The organism is Streptomyces sp. CA-288835 (assembly GCF_050936385.1).
Lineage (GTDB): Bacteria > Actinomycetota > Actinomycetes > Streptomycetales > Streptomycetaceae > Streptomyces.
On sequence record NZ_JBNJMW010000001.1, the window covers coordinates 4,064,512 to 4,079,066 of the forward strand.

The 14,555-nt window shown below is 67.5% G+C and carries 13 protein-coding genes; 4 read left to right on the forward strand and 9 right to left on the reverse strand.

The features are described from left to right. The first annotated feature begins 35 nt into the window (after window positions 1–35). Entirely contained in the window at window positions 36–641 is a 606-nt protein-coding gene (locus tag ACQEVY_RS18155; protein WP_432949704.1) for a Uma2 family endonuclease, read from the forward strand. A gap of 14 nt (window positions 642–655) precedes the next feature. Here the strand turns inward: ACQEVY_RS18155 and ACQEVY_RS18160 are convergent, their stop codons facing one another. The 6 genes from ACQEVY_RS18160 to rsmI all read right to left on the reverse strand — a co-directional run bounded on the left by ACQEVY_RS18160 (window position 656) and on the right by rsmI (window position 7,028). Next, complete coding sequence (locus tag ACQEVY_RS18160; protein WP_432949706.1) at window positions 656–1,549, reverse strand: 4-(cytidine 5'-diphospho)-2-C-methyl-D-erythritol kinase; 894 nt, start codon at window positions 1,547–1,549, stop codon at window positions 656–658. After that, window positions 1,546–2,415 carry a 16S rRNA (adenine(1518)-N(6)/adenine(1519)-N(6))-dimethyltransferase RsmA gene (gene rsmA, locus ACQEVY_RS18165; protein WP_432949708.1) on the reverse strand — a complete coding sequence of 290 codons (870 nt, stop codon included), beginning with the start codon at window positions 2,413–2,415 and terminating at the stop codon, window positions 1,546–1,548. The genes ACQEVY_RS18160 and rsmA overlap by 4 nt, the downstream gene beginning before the upstream one ends. 612 nt (window positions 2,416–3,027) lie before the next feature. Next, window positions 3,028–4,476 carry a ubiquitin-like domain-containing protein gene (locus ACQEVY_RS18170; RefSeq protein WP_432949710.1) on the reverse strand — a complete coding sequence of 483 codons (1,449 nt, stop codon included), beginning with the start codon at window positions 4,474–4,476 and terminating at the stop codon, window positions 3,028–3,030. Between the two features lie 131 nt (window positions 4,477–4,607). Next, window positions 4,608–5,477, reverse strand: coding sequence for a TatD family hydrolase (locus tag ACQEVY_RS18175; RefSeq protein ID WP_432949712.1), 870 nt, complete (start codon window positions 5,475–5,477; stop codon window positions 4,608–4,610). 32 nt (window positions 5,478–5,509) lie between these two features. Then, window positions 5,510–5,902 (reverse strand): hypothetical protein, encoded by a 393-nt coding sequence (locus tag ACQEVY_RS18180; RefSeq protein ID WP_432949714.1) that lies wholly within the window; start codon window positions 5,900–5,902, stop codon window positions 5,510–5,512. A 280-nt stretch (window positions 5,903–6,182) separates the two neighbouring features. Then, window positions 6,183–7,028, reverse strand: a complete 846-nt coding sequence (gene rsmI / locus ACQEVY_RS18185; protein ID WP_432949716.1) for a 16S rRNA (cytidine(1402)-2'-O)-methyltransferase — start codon at window positions 7,026–7,028, stop codon at window positions 6,183–6,185. A gap of 62 nt (window positions 7,029–7,090) precedes the next feature. Here rsmI and ACQEVY_RS18190 point away from each other — a divergent pair, with 62 nt between their 5' ends. Next, window positions 7,091–8,830, forward strand: a complete 1,740-nt coding sequence (locus ACQEVY_RS18190; RefSeq protein ID WP_432949718.1) for a dolichyl-phosphate-mannose--protein mannosyltransferase — start codon at window positions 7,091–7,093, stop codon at window positions 8,828–8,830. A 138-nt stretch (window positions 8,831–8,968) separates the two neighbouring features. On the opposite strand, the gene ACQEVY_RS18195 is transcribed toward ACQEVY_RS18190, so the two are convergent. Continuing rightward, window positions 8,969–9,337: a hypothetical protein gene (locus tag ACQEVY_RS18195; protein ID WP_432949719.1), complete on the reverse strand. Its 369-nt coding sequence runs from the start codon at window positions 9,335–9,337 to the stop codon at window positions 8,969–8,971. Between the two features lie 147 nt (window positions 9,338–9,484). Here ACQEVY_RS18195 and ACQEVY_RS18200 point away from each other — a divergent pair, with 147 nt between their 5' ends. Then, complete coding sequence (locus tag ACQEVY_RS18200; protein WP_432949721.1) at window positions 9,485–10,249, forward strand: helix-turn-helix domain-containing protein; 765 nt, start codon at window positions 9,485–9,487, stop codon at window positions 10,247–10,249. Between the two features lie 297 nt (window positions 10,250–10,546). Here the strand turns inward: ACQEVY_RS18200 and ACQEVY_RS18205 are convergent, their stop codons facing one another. Continuing rightward, complete coding sequence (locus ACQEVY_RS18205) at window positions 10,547–12,361, reverse strand: cutinase family protein (protein WP_432949723.1); 1,815 nt, start codon at window positions 12,359–12,361, stop codon at window positions 10,547–10,549. Window positions 12,362–12,692: 331 nt separating this feature from the next. Here ACQEVY_RS18205 and ACQEVY_RS18210 point away from each other — a divergent pair, with 331 nt between their 5' ends. Then, window positions 12,693–13,481 carry an NUDIX domain-containing protein gene (locus ACQEVY_RS18210; RefSeq protein ID WP_432949725.1) on the forward strand — a complete coding sequence of 263 codons (789 nt, stop codon included), beginning with the start codon at window positions 12,693–12,695 and terminating at the stop codon, window positions 13,479–13,481. On the opposite strand, the gene ACQEVY_RS18215 is transcribed toward ACQEVY_RS18210, so the two are convergent. After that, window positions 13,465–14,475: an XRE family transcriptional regulator gene (locus tag ACQEVY_RS18215; RefSeq protein ID WP_432949727.1), complete on the reverse strand. Its 1,011-nt coding sequence runs from the start codon at window positions 14,473–14,475 to the stop codon at window positions 13,465–13,467. The two genes, ACQEVY_RS18210 and ACQEVY_RS18215, sit on opposite strands and share 17 nt — an antisense overlap. Window positions 14,476–14,555 lie beyond the last annotated feature (80 nt).

Genomic DNA, 14,555 nt, shown 5'->3' on the forward strand with positions numbered 1-14,555 from the left:
CGCTACCGTGGACGGCAGGCAGCAGGATCCCGTCCATGGGAGGAACCATGACCGCCGAGTCCGTAGAGCAGCGCTGCCAGTGGCCGCTGCCACCAGAGGACGGCTACACAGTGGACGACCTGTTCACGCTGCCTGATCTCCCGCCGCACACAGAGTTGATCGACGGGAGTCTGGTTTTCGTGAGTCCGCAGCGCCGCTTCCACGCCAATGTGATCGACCTGCTGGTCAGCGGCCTGCGTATGGGGCTGCCCTCCGAGTTCAGGGTCAGTCGGGAGATGACCGTGATTCTCGACAACCGCAACGGTCCCGAGCCCGATGTCAGCGTGATCCGCGCCGACGCGGTCACCGGGCCGGACCAGACGAGCTACCACGCGAAGGACGTGTTCCTGGCCGTCGAGGTCGTGTCACCGGACTCGGAGTCCCGCGACCGTACGACCAAGCCGCAGAAGTACGCCGCTTCCGGGATCCCCAACTTCTGGCGCGTCGAGCGCGACGGAGCCGACAGCAGCCCGGTCGTCCACGTCTACGAACTGGACGCGCTCACCAACGCGTACGTGCACATGGGAATGCACCGCGACCGGATCGCGGTGGACAAGCCCTACCCCATCGACATCGACCTGACGGCGATCGACCAACTCTGAGGCCCGCCCGGGCCTCAGACCACCGTCGCCCCCGGTGCAGGAGCCGTCGTCACGCGGGTCGCCCGACAAGTCCCCGAGGCCAGGAGCGCCTCCGAGACCGTGGTCGCCGAGTTCCTGTCCACTGCAAGGAACGCCGTTGTCGGGCCCGAGCCGGAGACCAGGGCGGCGAGGGCGCCGGCGGCTGTGCCTGCAGCGAGGGTGTCCGCCAGGGATGGGCGCAGGGACAGGGCTGCGGGCTGGAGGTCGTTGGAGAGGGTGGTCGCCAAGGCCTTCGGGTCGCCCTTTGCCAGGGCGTCCAGGAGGGGCTCGGACGCGAGGGGTTCCGGGACCTCGACGTCTTCGTTCAGGCGGTCGAACTCCGCGTAGACCGCCGGGGTGGAGAGGCCGCCGTCGGCCACCGCGAAGACCCAGTGGAAGGTGCCGCCGACCTCCAGCGGGCGTAGTTTCTCGCCGCGGCCCGTGCCGAGGGCGGCGCCGCCGATCAGGCTGAACGGTACGTCGCTGCCCAACTCGGCGCAGATGTCGAGGAGTTCGGCCTGGGGGGTGTTCGTACCCCAGAGGGCGTCGCAGGCGAGGAGTGCGCCGGCGGCGTCGGCGGAGCCGCCTGCCATGCCTCCGGCTACCGGGATGTCTTTGGTGATGTGGAGGTGTACGTCGGGGGCGAGGCCGTGGCGGGCGGCCAGCTTCTGGGCTGCTCTGGCCGCCAAGTTCGTGTGGTCCAGGGGGACTTGAGCGGCGTCCGGGCCTTCGCAGGTGATGCGCAGCTCGTCCGCCGTCGTCGCCGTGACCTCGTCGTACAGGCCGACCGCCAGGAAGACGTTCGCCAGGTCGTGGAAGCCGTCGGGGCGGGCTGCGCCCACGGCCAGTTGGACGTTGACCTTCGCCGGGACGCGTACCGTCACGCTCACTGCTGTCCGTGCTCCTTGTTCTCGGCGATGCGGGCGAACTCCTCCACCGTCAGGGCCTCGCCCCTCGCCTGCGGCGAGACGCCCGCCGCGACCAGGGCCGACTCCGCTGCCGCCGCGGAACCCGCCCAGCCGGCGAGCGCGGCCCGCAGAGTCTTGCGGCGCTGGGCGAAGGCGGCGTCGACCACGGCGAAGACCTCGCGCCTCGACGCCGTCGTCTTGACCGGCTCGGCGCGGCGGACGAGGGATACCAGCCCGCTGTCCACGTTCGGGGCGGGCCAGAAGACCTTCCGGCCGATGGCACCGGCCCGCTTGACGTCGGCGTACCAGTTGGCCTTCACCGACGGCACGCCGTACACCTTCGAACCGGGCGCCGCGGCCAGCCGGTCGGCGACCTCCGCCTGCACCATCACGAGGGTGCGCTCGATGGTGGGGAAGGTCTCGAGCATGTGCAGCAGTACGGGGACGGCGACGTTGTAAGGGAGGTTCGCGACGAGGGCGGTGGGTGGGGGGCCGGGGAGTTCGGTCACGTGCATGGCGTCGGTGTGCACCAGCGCGAACCGGTCCGCCCGCTCCGGCATGCGTGCCGCGACGGTGGCAGGCAGCGCGCCGGCCAGTACGTCGTCGATCTCTACGGCGACGACGCGGTCCGCCACCTCCAGGAGGGCCAGCGTGAGGGACCCGAGCCCCGGGCCCACCTCGACGACCACGTCCTCCGAGCGGACGTCCGCTGTACGGACGATGCGGCGGACTGTGTTCGCGTCGATGACGAAGTTCTGGCCGCGTTGCTTGGTGGGGCGTACGCCGAGGGCCGCGGCGAGTTCGCGGATGTCGGCGGGGCCCAGGAGGGGGTCGGGGGTGTTGCTCACGGTGGCCAGCGTACGGCGCGGTGGGCGGGGGTTCTTTCCCCAGCCCCGCCCCTTCCCGAAACTGGGGCTTCGCCCCAGGCCCCCGCCAGGGGGAGGTGGGTGACAGTCGTGTCGCGACTACAGGACCATCGTGGCTGGTCGCGCAGTTCCCCGCGCCCCTAAAGAGCCTGCGGCTGCCCGCACCCGGAAGAGCAAGCGAACCGAAGAAGCCCGCGCCCGCAAAAGCCCGCGCCCCGGAAGGGGCCCGCGCCCGGTACCAGCCTGGGCGGGAAAGCCCGGGCCCCCTACTACCCGCAGCTTCCCTCCGGCGGGAGGGGACGTGGGCCGGTGCGTCCTATGCCCGTCGCTTAGCTTCGGTCTGGGCACACCAGAACCCTGTACCAGCAAGGGGCCGTATGCCCCGTTGGCGACGGGCTGACGCACCGGACCGCGGCCCCGCACCCACCAACCACCCAAGGGGCGCGGGGAACTGCGCGACCAGCCACACACAACCCGCAGCCGCGACACGCAGTGTCACCCACCACCCCCTGGCGGAGGCCCGGGGGCGCAGCCCCCCGTTTCGGGAAGGGGCGGGACTGGGGAAAGAAACCCTCCCCAGCCCACCCGCAGGGGTCACGTGTGAAGCCGAGCCCCGCAATGCGGCCAAGGACTAGCCCCCCGCCGCACATACAGCTTCTTCGCCCGATACGTCTGCTCCGCCGCAGGCGCATCCTGGGGGCGCCCGGTACCACCAAGGCTCTGCCAGGTTCGCGTATCGAACTGGTAGAGCCCGCCGTACGTTCCGGACGGATCCACGGCGTTCGGCCGGCCCCCGGACTCGCACGCCGCGAGCGCACTCCAGTTGAGCCCGTCGACATCCCCCGGAGCCCCCGGCAAAGGCTTGGTGCCGATCTTCACCAACTGGGTGCGAGGTTCGTGAACCACCTCGGAGTCCAGCCGCCGCGGCTTGGAACGGACACCGTTGACCGTGCGGTGGGCGTAAGTGACCCGCCGCATCCCGGGCTGGCCCGCCCGCTCGACAACCTCGGTGCCCCGAAACAGCGAGGCATCCAACGTCCGCCGCACCCCAAACGCGATGGCCTCCTCCCGAACCTCCTTCGTCCGCGTGATCCGCAACACCGTCACCGTCTGCCCGTCCCGCGGAAAACTGCCCGGCGGAACGGACGTGGTGTCCTGCCCCCGCAGCGTGATCCCGGCCCCCTCCACGGCCTCACGAACGGTCGCGGCGTTCGTACGGACCGTCCGCGCCCGCCCGTCCGCCATGACCGTCACGGTCCGCTCGGTACGAACGTCGAGCGTCAGCCCCTCCAACCCGATCCGCCGGGAACGCGGAGCCGAAACGTACGCGCCCTCCGCCCGCACCCCGAGCTCCCGCAGCGCCCCGTCCACGGTGCGCGCCGTAGTCCACACGGTGCTCCGCCGCCCGTCGAGGGTGAGGTGCAGCGGGCGCCCGTAGCGGATGGCGACGTCGTCCCCGCTGGTCAGCGGCGTACCGGGAGCGGGCGCCACGACGTCATGGGCGCCCACCTCGACGCCCTCCTCGGCGAGCAGCTCGTGCACATCGTCCGCGAAGGTGTGCAGCATGCGCGGCTTTCCGTCGACGGTCAGCTCGACCGCCTTGTCATCGGCGACGAACGCCGAGGTACCGCCCGCCAGAAAGGCGACGACCAACGCCCGCGGCACCAACCGCCGCACCGCCTGCGGCCGCTCGGCGGCCTTCTGCCGCCGAGCCGCCCGCCGCGCCTCGGCCCGCCCACCGAAGGCACCGGGCAACTCGAGCGTGGGCGGCAACGGGCAGTGCAGCTGCGGCTCGGTGGCCGCTTCGGGATCGGCCTCGTAGCCGCCCTCGTGGTCGATCTCGGGGTCGGGCTCGTGACCGGCCTCGTGGTCAACGTCATGGTCGGCCTCATGGCTGACCTCGTACTGGGTCTCGTACGCAGGCCGATACGTATCCACGTAACCCTGCGGATCATCAGCGGCGTACGGCTCATCGTTCAGCTCATCGTCCGGCTGATCGTTCTCGTACGCCGGGCCATACGTCTCGTACTGCGAAGTGCTCACGACGACACGCTCCAGGGGGTCCTCCGGATCGGGCGCGGAGAACCTAGCGGAGGGACCGTCACTCTCCAAGGCGCCACGACTACGTTGTGTCGCCGCGCGACCCGGGAATGCGCCCCCTTGGGCGTTATGCGTCAGTAATCGAAGGCACGCTTCGTGTTCGCCGCGAGGGCCGTCGCCAGCGCGTCCTCGTCCAGACCGCGTACGGCGGCCATCGCGCGGACCGTGACCGGAATGAGATATGGGGCGTTAGGCCGTCCGCGGTACGGCGCGGGTGTCAGGAACGGTGCGTCCGTCTCGACGAGGACGAGTTCGAGGGGCGCCACGGCGAGGGCGTCGCGCAACGGCTGGGCGTTCTTGAAGGTCATGTTCCCGGCGAAGGACATGAAGTAGCCGTTCTCCGCGCACAGTTCGGCCATCTCCGCGTCGCCGGAGTAGCAGTGGAAGACGGTGCGTTCGGGGGCGCCCTCCTCCTTCAGAACGCGTAGCACGTCGGCGTGGGCGTCACGATCGTGGATGACCAGCGTCTTGCCGTGTCGCTTGGCGATCTCGATATGGGCCCGGAACGACCGCTCCTGCGCGGCCTTGCCCTCGGGTCCCGTACGGAAGTAGTCGAGCCCGGTCTCGCCGACCCCCTTGACCTGCGGAAGTCCCGCGAGCCGGTCGATCTCGGCGAGCGCCTCGTCCAGCGCGCTGTCGCCGCCGGGCTCGCGGGCGCCCTGCCGGGACCATCCGTCGGGGTCGCCGTGCACGATGCGCGGCGCCTCGTTGGGGTGCAGGGCGACGGTCGCGTGCACGGCCTCGTACTCCGCGGCCGTCTCCGCCGCCCACCGCGAACCCTTCAGGTCGCAGCCGACCTGTACGACCGTCGTCACACCGACCGCCGCGGCCTTCGCGAGTCCCTCCGCGACCGTGCCCGACTGCATGTCGAGGTGGGTGTGCGAGTCGGCGACGGGCACGCGGAGGGGGTCGGGGAGGGGCGGGGCTTCGGCGTTGGAGGGCATGCCCCGATCCTACGAAGGGGCCGCGGCGGCCCTCACCCCGCCTTGCGGTGGTGGAACGGGTGGAGCAGATCGGACAGGTGCCAGTGATGGCGCTCCTCGGGCTCCGCGGCCCCCGACGCCTCCGTGGACTCGGCCTCGGGCCGCTCCGCCTGGCGCGGCACCGAGCGGGAGCGGCGCGGGTGCAGGGAGTTCATCGCCGAGGACACCTGGCCGGCCCGCATGATGCGTACGACATGGTTGTCGCAGTTCTGGCAGGTGGGCCGACTGAGCGGCGACGGCACGACGTCTCCATCGGCCACGTACGTCACGAACTCGTGGCCCTCGGCGTCGAAGTGGTGCTCGATCTCGTACGACTGCTCCCAGCCATGCCCGCACCGCATACAGGCGAACGAATACGACTCGTGCACAACAGCCATCTCACTCATGCCAGCTCCTAGGGTCCGCTGGTCTGACGCCTCCGGGGGAGCGGAGGCGGGGAACGGGTACGTCCCGTCACCCAGTGGACTCTCCGGGCGGGTCAAGTGCACGGAACCTGCCGACTATTGGAGACGCCTTGGCACTTCTTTGTCCGGGGGCACGAATAGCAGGGCTGAGCTTTGCCTGCGCGGGGGCCACCATTTACCGCGCCCCCGAAGGGGCGCGGGGAACTGCGCGAGCAACCACGACGGACCCGCAGCCCGGGTCAATCAGCAACAAACAACGGCGCTAACCGGAGGTCTTCGCGGCCACCACCGCATCAAAAACCTCCCGCTTAGGCCGCCCAACCTCGGCCGCAACGGAGGCAATGGCCTCCTTACGCCGCTCCCCCGCCTCCTCCCGCACCCGCACCCGCCGCACAAGCTCCGCCGCGTCCACTTCCTCGGCCCCCTTCTCCGGCGCTCCCTCCACAACAACCGTGATCTCCCCCCGAACCCCCTCCGCGGCCCAAGCGGCCAGCTCCCGCAACGCCCCCCGCTTGACCTCCTCGTACGTCTTGGTCAGCTCCCGGCACACGGCGGCCCGCCGGTCACCCCCAAATACCTCAGCCATCGCGGCCAGCGTGTCGTCCACCCGATGCGGCGACTCGAAGTACACAAGCGTCCGCCGCTCCCCCGCCACCTCCCGCAGCCGCGACAACCGCTCCCCCGCCTTCCGAGGCAGAAACCCCTCAAAGCAGAACCGGTCGACCGGCAACCCGGACAACGCGAGCGCGGTGAGCACGGCGGACGGCCCGGGCACAGCGGTCACCCGGATGTCGCGCTCGACGGCCGCCGCGACCAGCCGATAGCCGGGGTCGGAAACCGACGGCATCCCCGCGTCCGTGACAAGCAACACACGCGCCCCACCGGCCAAGGCATCGACCAGCTCGGGCGTACGAGCCGACTCGTTCCCCTCGAAGTACGACACGACCCGCCCGCCCGGCTGCACGCCCAGCGCCTGCGTCAGCCGGCGCAGCCGCCGCGTGTCCTCGGCGGCGATCACATCGGCGGCCGTCAGTTCCTGGGCCAGCCGGGGCGGCGCGTCCGCGACGTCCCCGATGGGAGTGCCTGCGAGTACAAGGGTTCCTGTCACGGTTCCATCCTCGCAGGGCCGATAAAGAGGCCTCGCACAGAAGGGTTCCCTACGATGGCGCGGTGACCAGTACCGCGTCCCACACGGACATCCGGAAGGAACAGGGCGTCGAAGAGCAGCGGCCGTCGTGGCAGCTGCGGCTTCGCCGGTTCGGCTACACGAGCCCGGCGAGAAGCGACGTCCGCGACCGTCTGGTGCCCGCGTACGCGCAGCCCAGCCCGCGCGTGTGGGCGGCGTTCGGGCTGTCGAAGCCGACCGCCGCGCTCGTGGTGCGCTGGTCGGCCTGGGCGGGCCCGCTGCTGATCACACTCCTTGCGGGCCTGACGCGGTTCTGGAACCTGGGCAGCCCGAAAGCGGTGATATTCGACGAGACGTACTACGCCAAGGACGCGTGGGCGCTGATCCACCGCGGATACGAGGTCAACTGGGCCAAGGACGCCAACGAGCTGATCCTGCAGAGGAACGGCGACGTCTCGATCCCCTCGGAGGCCGCGTACGTCGTCCATCCGCCGGTCGGCAAGTACATGATCGGGCTCGGCGAGTGGCTGTTCGGGTTCACGCCCTTCGGCTGGCGGTTCATGACGGCCCTGCTCGGCACGCTGTCCGTGCTGATGCTGTGCCGGATCGGCCGCCGTCTGTTCCGCTCGACGTTCCTCGGCTGCCTCGCGGGCGGCCTGATGGCCGTCGACGGGCTGCACTTCGTGATGAGCCGCACGGCGCTGCTCGACCAGGTGCTGATGTTCTTCGTGCTCGCGGCCTTCGGCTGCCTGCTCATCGACCGGGACAGGACGCGCGCACGCCTCGCCGCCGCTCTGCCACCGGACGAGGACGGAGTCGTACGCCCGGACGCGTACACGGCGGAACACACCCGGCTCGGCCTGCGTCCCTGGCGCTGGGCGGCCGGCCTGATGCTGGGCCTCGCCATCGGCACCAAGTGGAACGGCCTGTACGTCCTGGTCGCGTTCTGCCTGCTGACGGTCCTGTGGGACGTCGGCTCACGCAGGGTCGCGGGCGCCCGGCACCCGTACAAGGCCGTCCTCAAGCGCGACACGGGCCTGGCGTTCGTGGCGACCGTGCCGGTGGCGATCGTCACGTATCTGGCCTCCTGGACCGGCTGGATCCTGTCCCCCTCCGACGGCACCGGCGCGTACTTCCGCAACTGGGCGGCCACCGAGGGCAAGGGTGGCAACTGGACCTTCCTGCCCGACTGGCTGCGCAGCCTGTGGCACTACGAGCATCAGGTGTACGAGTTCCATGTCGGCCTCACCTCGGCGCACACGTACCAGTCGAACCCGTGGAGCTGGATCGTCACCGGCCGCCCGGTCTCGTACTTCTACGAGTCCCCGCAGCCGGGCAAGGACGGCTGCCCCGTCGACGCGGGCGAGAAGTGCGCCCGCGAGGTCCTCGCCCTCGGCACGCCCCTGCTGTGGTGGGCCGCGGGCCTCGCGGTTCTCTACGTACTGTGGCGCTGGTTCTTCCGCCGCGACTGGCGCGCGGGGGCGATCGCCTGCGGTATCGCGGCCGGCTATCTGCCCTGGTTCATGTACCAGGAGCGCACGATCTTCTTCTTCTACGCGATCGTTTTCCTGCCGTTCCTGTGCCTGGCCCTGGCGATGATGATCGGCGCGATCCTGGGCCCGCCCGGTTCGAGCGAACGCCGCCGCGTGGCGGGCGCGGCGACGGCAGGCGTCCTGGTCCTGCTGATCGCCTGGAACTTCATCTATTTCTGGCCGATCTACACCGGCCAGGCCATCCCGATAGACACCTGGCGATCACGAATGTGGCTGGACACCTGGGTCTAGCTGGACAGACGCACCACGATGGTCCGGCACCTTGCCGGACCATCGTGGTCATTGTTGGTCGCTAGTGGCCGTTGCGGGCCGCCCTCGGACGGCCCGGAGACGGCCCGACCACACACAACAAAGGGCCGTAGCTGCAAGTCAAGACAGCCCTGTGAAGTGGAACAACACAGCGACTATGACCATGCAGCCAGCAAACCCGCCGCCGCTCGCGAACGTGCACCTTGGCCACGTCAGGCCCCCTGCCCGCGCAGCGGAGTACGCCCCAGCCGCCACCAATAGGGAGAAGGCCATGGCGGCGACGATGTTGAGTACCGCACCCGTATCGGGCGCAGCAGGGAGACCAAGCGCGTCAATCACGCTCCCGCAGGTAACAACGCTGGCGACGATGCCGCCACCAGCCGGAAACAACGCAAGCGCGGGGGCCAGCCCATCCACACGAGCAACCATGAAAGCGACAAGTCCTACCAGCAACGAAATGAAGGTCACCGCGCAGATGAGCGCAGGCATAGCCGATGATGTATCGCTCACAGGCACTCCCTGAGGCACAGTTGCCTAGCGGGCGAACGCAGGCATGGCAGTGAAGCCCCAGCCGAGGTCCGACCCGAGGCGTCCTGAACAATACCGAAAAACATGGAACGAAGGGAACGCGAACTGATGGCACGGCGCATGAGGCCGGTAGCGGCGGACAGCCCACCAGCTCTCGCCAAGCTCGCAAGCGAGCTGCGAGAGTTGCGCTCGAACGCCGCGCTGTCGCTTCGCGAACTCTCTGAAGCAACCCGCTACAGCCCCGCATCCCTGTCTCGCGCGTTCAGCGGGCAGGCTCTACCCGGTCCGGCCCTGGTGAGACGAATCGTCGAGGCATGCCAAGGTGACACGGAGCACTTTGACCACTTGTGGCGGACGGCCGCGAAGGAGCGCAGCGACCGGGAAAGCCCGTCCACAGACCAGGCCGAGTCACTCCTCGCGGCCATCTCAGAGCTCTACAACCAAGCTGGACGCCCCAGCCTCAGAGAGTTGGCGAACCAAACGGGCCAGGCTCGAAGCACCCTGCAGCGAGCACTCACCTCTCCAACATCAACAAGTTGGGAGCGGCTTGAGGCCCTCAGTGCAGCAATGTTGACGCAGGTCACTCCCCAACAGCGCGACTCACGGCTTCGCGCCATCCGACAGTTGTGGGTCGAGGCTCACCAGCCAGCTGGCGCCACCGAGAACGTCGGTGAGGCAGTGACGGAACTCCATCGTCTGGTCGCCGCAATCGAGGAAGCCCAACAGCGGGCTGTCAGATCGGAGTACCGACTACAGGCGCTTACGGAGTTGCTACAAGAGCAACAGTCAGAGATGCGCCAGCTGACACAGCGCATCCGCGAGCTGGAGGAGGAGCGCGACGCGTTGACGTTGCGCTCGAAGGAGCGTCCGTAACGGGTCGGTCCTCGTTCCGGCTTCTATCGAAGGCACCTCCGAATCCCGGCGGTGCCTTCCCCGGCCCTCTGATAGGCGTCACGATTCAGCAGATTTACAGTCTGCTGGGAGGCACCTGCTCATCGCTTGCCTGAGCAGCAGAGATAGACAAGCGGAGGAGGCAAAACCCGTTTGCCGTCCACTCCTCGTCCAGAGAGTGGACTACGCGACAGCGCCTCAGCTGTTCTCGGAACGAGCGCCGCCAGAGCAGCACAGATTCCCAGTCCACATCGCTGCCCGTTCAGATGCCCGGGGTCCTTACTTCGTCCTATTCCTCAAGAACGCTGTAGCGAGATCAGCCGACCCTCCTGAATAGTTGAAGTGAGGGCATAGGTAGTCGTCGCTCGGGTCCTTGCTTGCCACGACGCTGTGACAGCTTGCCAGCTCGGCGACCCGACGGGCCGGGTCGAGATTCTGGTCACAGACAGGATCGTTTTTCGCACACAGCGAGAGGGTCCGTTCCCGAAGCTTATGGGCCTTTTTCAAGGCTGGATCGTCCCAGCCTGGGGGCACCCATGTGGGGTCGCCGAAGAGGGCGATACCGCTGATTCGATCTAGCAGCTCGGGCGGCAACAAAGCAAGCGCCGCTCGGACCACAGCGGCCCCCTGCGAGTATCCAGCCAGGACAATCTTCTGGTTAGGACATTCAGCTTGAGCGCGGATCACGGAAGCAAGTTGCAACGCAGCCAATTGCGTACTGATAGGCAGCTTATTACTGCGCCCTAGCTTAGGGTCGGTGTCGAGCCAGAAGCGTGTTGCGTCATCAGCAGGATAGGGGATTCCGTACACCCCCGTGTCACCATTTGATGCGGCATTCAAGCTGTTGTACATATTGGTCATCGCCGAAGGCTGCTCTTTCGTGCCTCCAAGGTTGTTAGCCCCCGGATCGTTCTTCTCTCCGGAACCACGGGCAGCGATCAGATACGAGCCTTTCGAGCAATCTTTTTCATGGGGAAGTGGGGCCCAATCTTCATTTTTATGCTTTGGCGCCAGAGCACTGATCGCGGCCAAGGCTAGTCCGCCCTTCGTCAGCTTCTTCAGCTTCTCCTGGACATGTCCCGGCGGACTCGGATCTTTCGCCAACTTCTCCAGTTGCTGCCGCAACGGCTTCGGCACATTCCCGTCCTTCGCCAGCTCCGTCAGCGTCTCCTTCAGACTTTCCGGTGTCTGCGGGCCCGTCGCCAGCTTTTCCAGCTTGACCGTAAGGTGCTCGAAACTTTCTTTCAGTTCAACCAACTTTTTGTTCTGCTTTACGGATTCCTCCTTGTGCTGCTTCTTCAATTTCTCCGTTAGGCGTTCAAGCTTGTGTAGAATTCCCTCTATTTCATCTTTCACCTCCTGCGGCACCTTCGGGTCCTTCAGCAGACGGTCCAACTTCTCCGCAATCTCGGTCAATCCCTCAATCGTCTTCAGATATTTCAGCCCCTTGATCACCTCTCGCAATTCACCCTTTAGCGCCTTCGGCAAATGGGATTTACCGCCCGCAAGTTCCTGCAACTCTTTCACAGGTTCGTTCAGCTCGTCGGGCACCTGGGGATGCTTCAACTCGTCCAGTTCCTTCTTCAACTCCTCCTTGACCTCCTTTGGGACATCCTTGTCCTCTATCAAGGCCTCAACCTTCTTCTCATCCTCCTTCTTCAGTTCCTCGGCCTTCTTCTCTTCCTTCTTCTCTTCCTTCTTCTCTTCCTTGCCCTCTTCCTTCTTTTCCTCGTCCTTCTTCGGTTCATCCGACGTCGGCGGCTCCGGAGAAGGAGGCGGGGGCGGCTCCGGCGGGGAAGGCGGCTCCGGAGGCGGGGGCGGCGAAGACGGCTCCGGAGGAGGCGGCGGGGGCGGCGGGGAAGGCGGCTCCGGAGGGGAAGGCGGCTCCGGAGGAGGCGGCGGGGGCGGCGGGGAAGGCGGCTCCGGAGGAGGCGGCGGGGGCGGCGGGGTTTGATCCGGCGCTGCGGCTGCAGCTTCGGAGACGGCTTGGGGTGCTGCCACAGCACTGGTCACGCCAGTTGGCAGCGCGAGCGCCGCAGCCAAGCAAGATGCGCCAACAAGGCGGGACGCTTGTCGTCGAGCGATTCTGGCCACGATGTTTCCAGGTGCGCTTGGCAGTGCGATGGGTTGCCGTTGTGGACTCAGCTCTTGCCAGTCACGAGGGCCTACGTCACCGGAGGCCGATGGCTCGACGGTGCGAGGCGCTACAAGACCCACTCTTCACGCACTCGGTGCGTCGCGCAACGCGAGCGCCCTGCCCTGGCTGACGCCAGGGCTGTCAGCACGAGGGCTAAGAACGAGCGCGAGCCTTAGCAGCCGACGTGCCACCAACGTCCCGTTGCAAGTCCGAGATGTGACCGGGCGCTTTGTCTCTCTACCCCGCTACGCTGGTACGCACCACCTCAGGATGGAGAGTGCCCCACGAATGGGACCGAAGACAGCGAAGGTCTACGAGACGATTCGTGCACGGCTCGCGTCGGGCGAGTACGCCCCCGGCGACAAGATGCCGTCAGAACGAACCCTCGTGGAAGAACTCGGCATCGGCCGGACTGCGCTGCGGCAAGTGCTCACGCGACTCGTGGCGGAAGGCGCCCTGGAAGTTCGAGGCCGGAGTTCGTACCGGGTCCCTGGCGCGGTGAGCGTCAAGACACCCGAGGGACTTGAGCCTTGGCGCATCCACGGTGAGCGGGACGTCTATGACAACCGTTGGGTCAAGCTCCAGCTGTGGGACGTGGAACCGCCCGGCGTGGAGCGGTTCGAGCATCACGTGGTGAAGCTTCACCACGTCGCCGTCACCGCAGTTCTAGACGACCAGGACCGCGTCCTGATGATGTGGCGGTACCGCTTCGTCCCACGGCAGTGGGGTTGGGAACTCCCGGGCGGCATCGTGGACGAGGGGGAGGACCCCGCGGACACGGCGCTACGGGAAGTCGTGGAAGAGACGGGTTGGCGGCCGAAGTCCGTGGAGCACGTCGTCACGTATCAGCCCATGGTCGGCATGGTCGACTCGCCTCACGAGATCTTCGTGGGCCACGGGGCCAAGCAGGTTGGTTCGCCGACGGACCTGGAAGAGGCAGGACACATCGAGTGGGTGCCCCTGGCCGACATTCCTGGGCTGATGGCTCGCGGTGAGCTGATGGGCTCCGGCACCCTCGTGGCCCTGCTCCACATCCTGGCGAGCCGCGGCAAGCAGGGGCTTACAGCCGCGCACTGAGCTGGTCGACACGGCGGCGCTGCCGCACCGAACCTGTGCGGCTCGCCAACAGCCGCGCCTGCCTGAGGTGGGTGTTCGCGTCGTCATACTCGGCTCGCGTGATGTGAGCCTGTACGAGGTCAGCGTGTAGTCCGGCTTGCGCTCGGACAAAGGTTGGGTCCATCACGTCTAAGGCGTCGTACAGGCTCGTCACCGCGTCGTCGTCGCCCAGCAAGGCAAGGACATTGCCCTGCCATCGGGTCAGATGGGCGCCGTTGAGGAAGATGCTCAGCATGTCCGGGTCTCGGGCCTCAGAGCCGGACGGGATGCTCGCCATGGCCGCATCGAGCGCGCGCCGGCTGTCGTCCGACATGCCGTCGACATGGGCGCACATCTCGGCTTCGGCCGCGTACAGCCATGCTCGGAGACGAGGAGATCCGGCGCGGCCGAGGGTGCGTTGCGCATCGCGTACCAGGTCGACACCGAGAGACGGCCGGCCAGCCTCGCACAGCACGTACGCCTGCTCTGCCATCGCGTGCGCGAGGTACATCGGCTCCTCAGCGTCGCGCGCTGCCCTCTTCGCAAGTTCGTAGTGCCGCCAAGCTCGTTCGACCGCCCCCGAGTCGATCGCCTGCCATGCGGCAAGGGTTGACGCCCCCGCGAGCGCAAGCGCCACGGGTTGGCGCGCACTCGGGAGTACCGCGAAGTTCAGCGCGTCTTCCAGGGCTGCAAGGTGCCCTGTCATCTGGTCTACGAGAGCGGACGCGCCCCTCTGGCGATCCATGGTTCGCAGTAGCTCAGTCTGGTCGTTGAACGCCTTCACCATGGATTCGCTGACGCTGCTGGCCGAATCGATCCGGCTCAGCAGTTCGTCGTACCCATCGGCCATCGACGGAGCAACCGTGAGCGGGCCGCCCCTCAGCTCTGCGTCCGTGACGCCGAGAAGCTGCCGCAGGATCGCCGCGTAGTGGTCCGAGATGGTGCGCTTGCCGTTCTCCCACTCGGACACGTACACACGCAAACTCGCGGTCGACGCAACGTCGGTGAGGTGCTGTCGGGCGTACTGCTCGATCTCGCGGACTAACCGCTCTTGAG

Bases quoted from the DNA above. Each gene is read 5' to 3' on its own strand.
- ACQEVY_RS18155 (WP_432949704.1), top strand. From the start codon at position 36: ATGGGAGGAACCATGACCGCCGAGTCCGTAGAGCAGCGCTGCCAGTGG.
- ACQEVY_RS18175 (WP_432949712.1), bottom strand. From the start codon at position 5,477: ATGCCCTCCAACGCCGAAGCCCCGCCCCTCCCCGACCCCCTCCGCGTG.
- ACQEVY_RS18180 (WP_432949714.1), bottom strand. From the start codon at position 5,902: ATGAGTGAGATGGCTGTTGTGCACGAGTCGTATTCGTTCGCCTGTATG.
- ACQEVY_RS18195 (WP_432949719.1), bottom strand. From the start codon at position 9,337: ATGCCTGCGCTCATCTGCGCGGTGACCTTCATTTCGTTGCTGGTAGGA.
- ACQEVY_RS18200 (WP_432949721.1), top strand. From the start codon at position 9,485: ATGGCACGGCGCATGAGGCCGGTAGCGGCGGACAGCCCACCAGCTCTC.
- ACQEVY_RS18210 (WP_432949725.1), top strand. From the start codon at position 12,693: ATGGGACCGAAGACAGCGAAGGTCTACGAGACGATTCGTGCACGGCTC.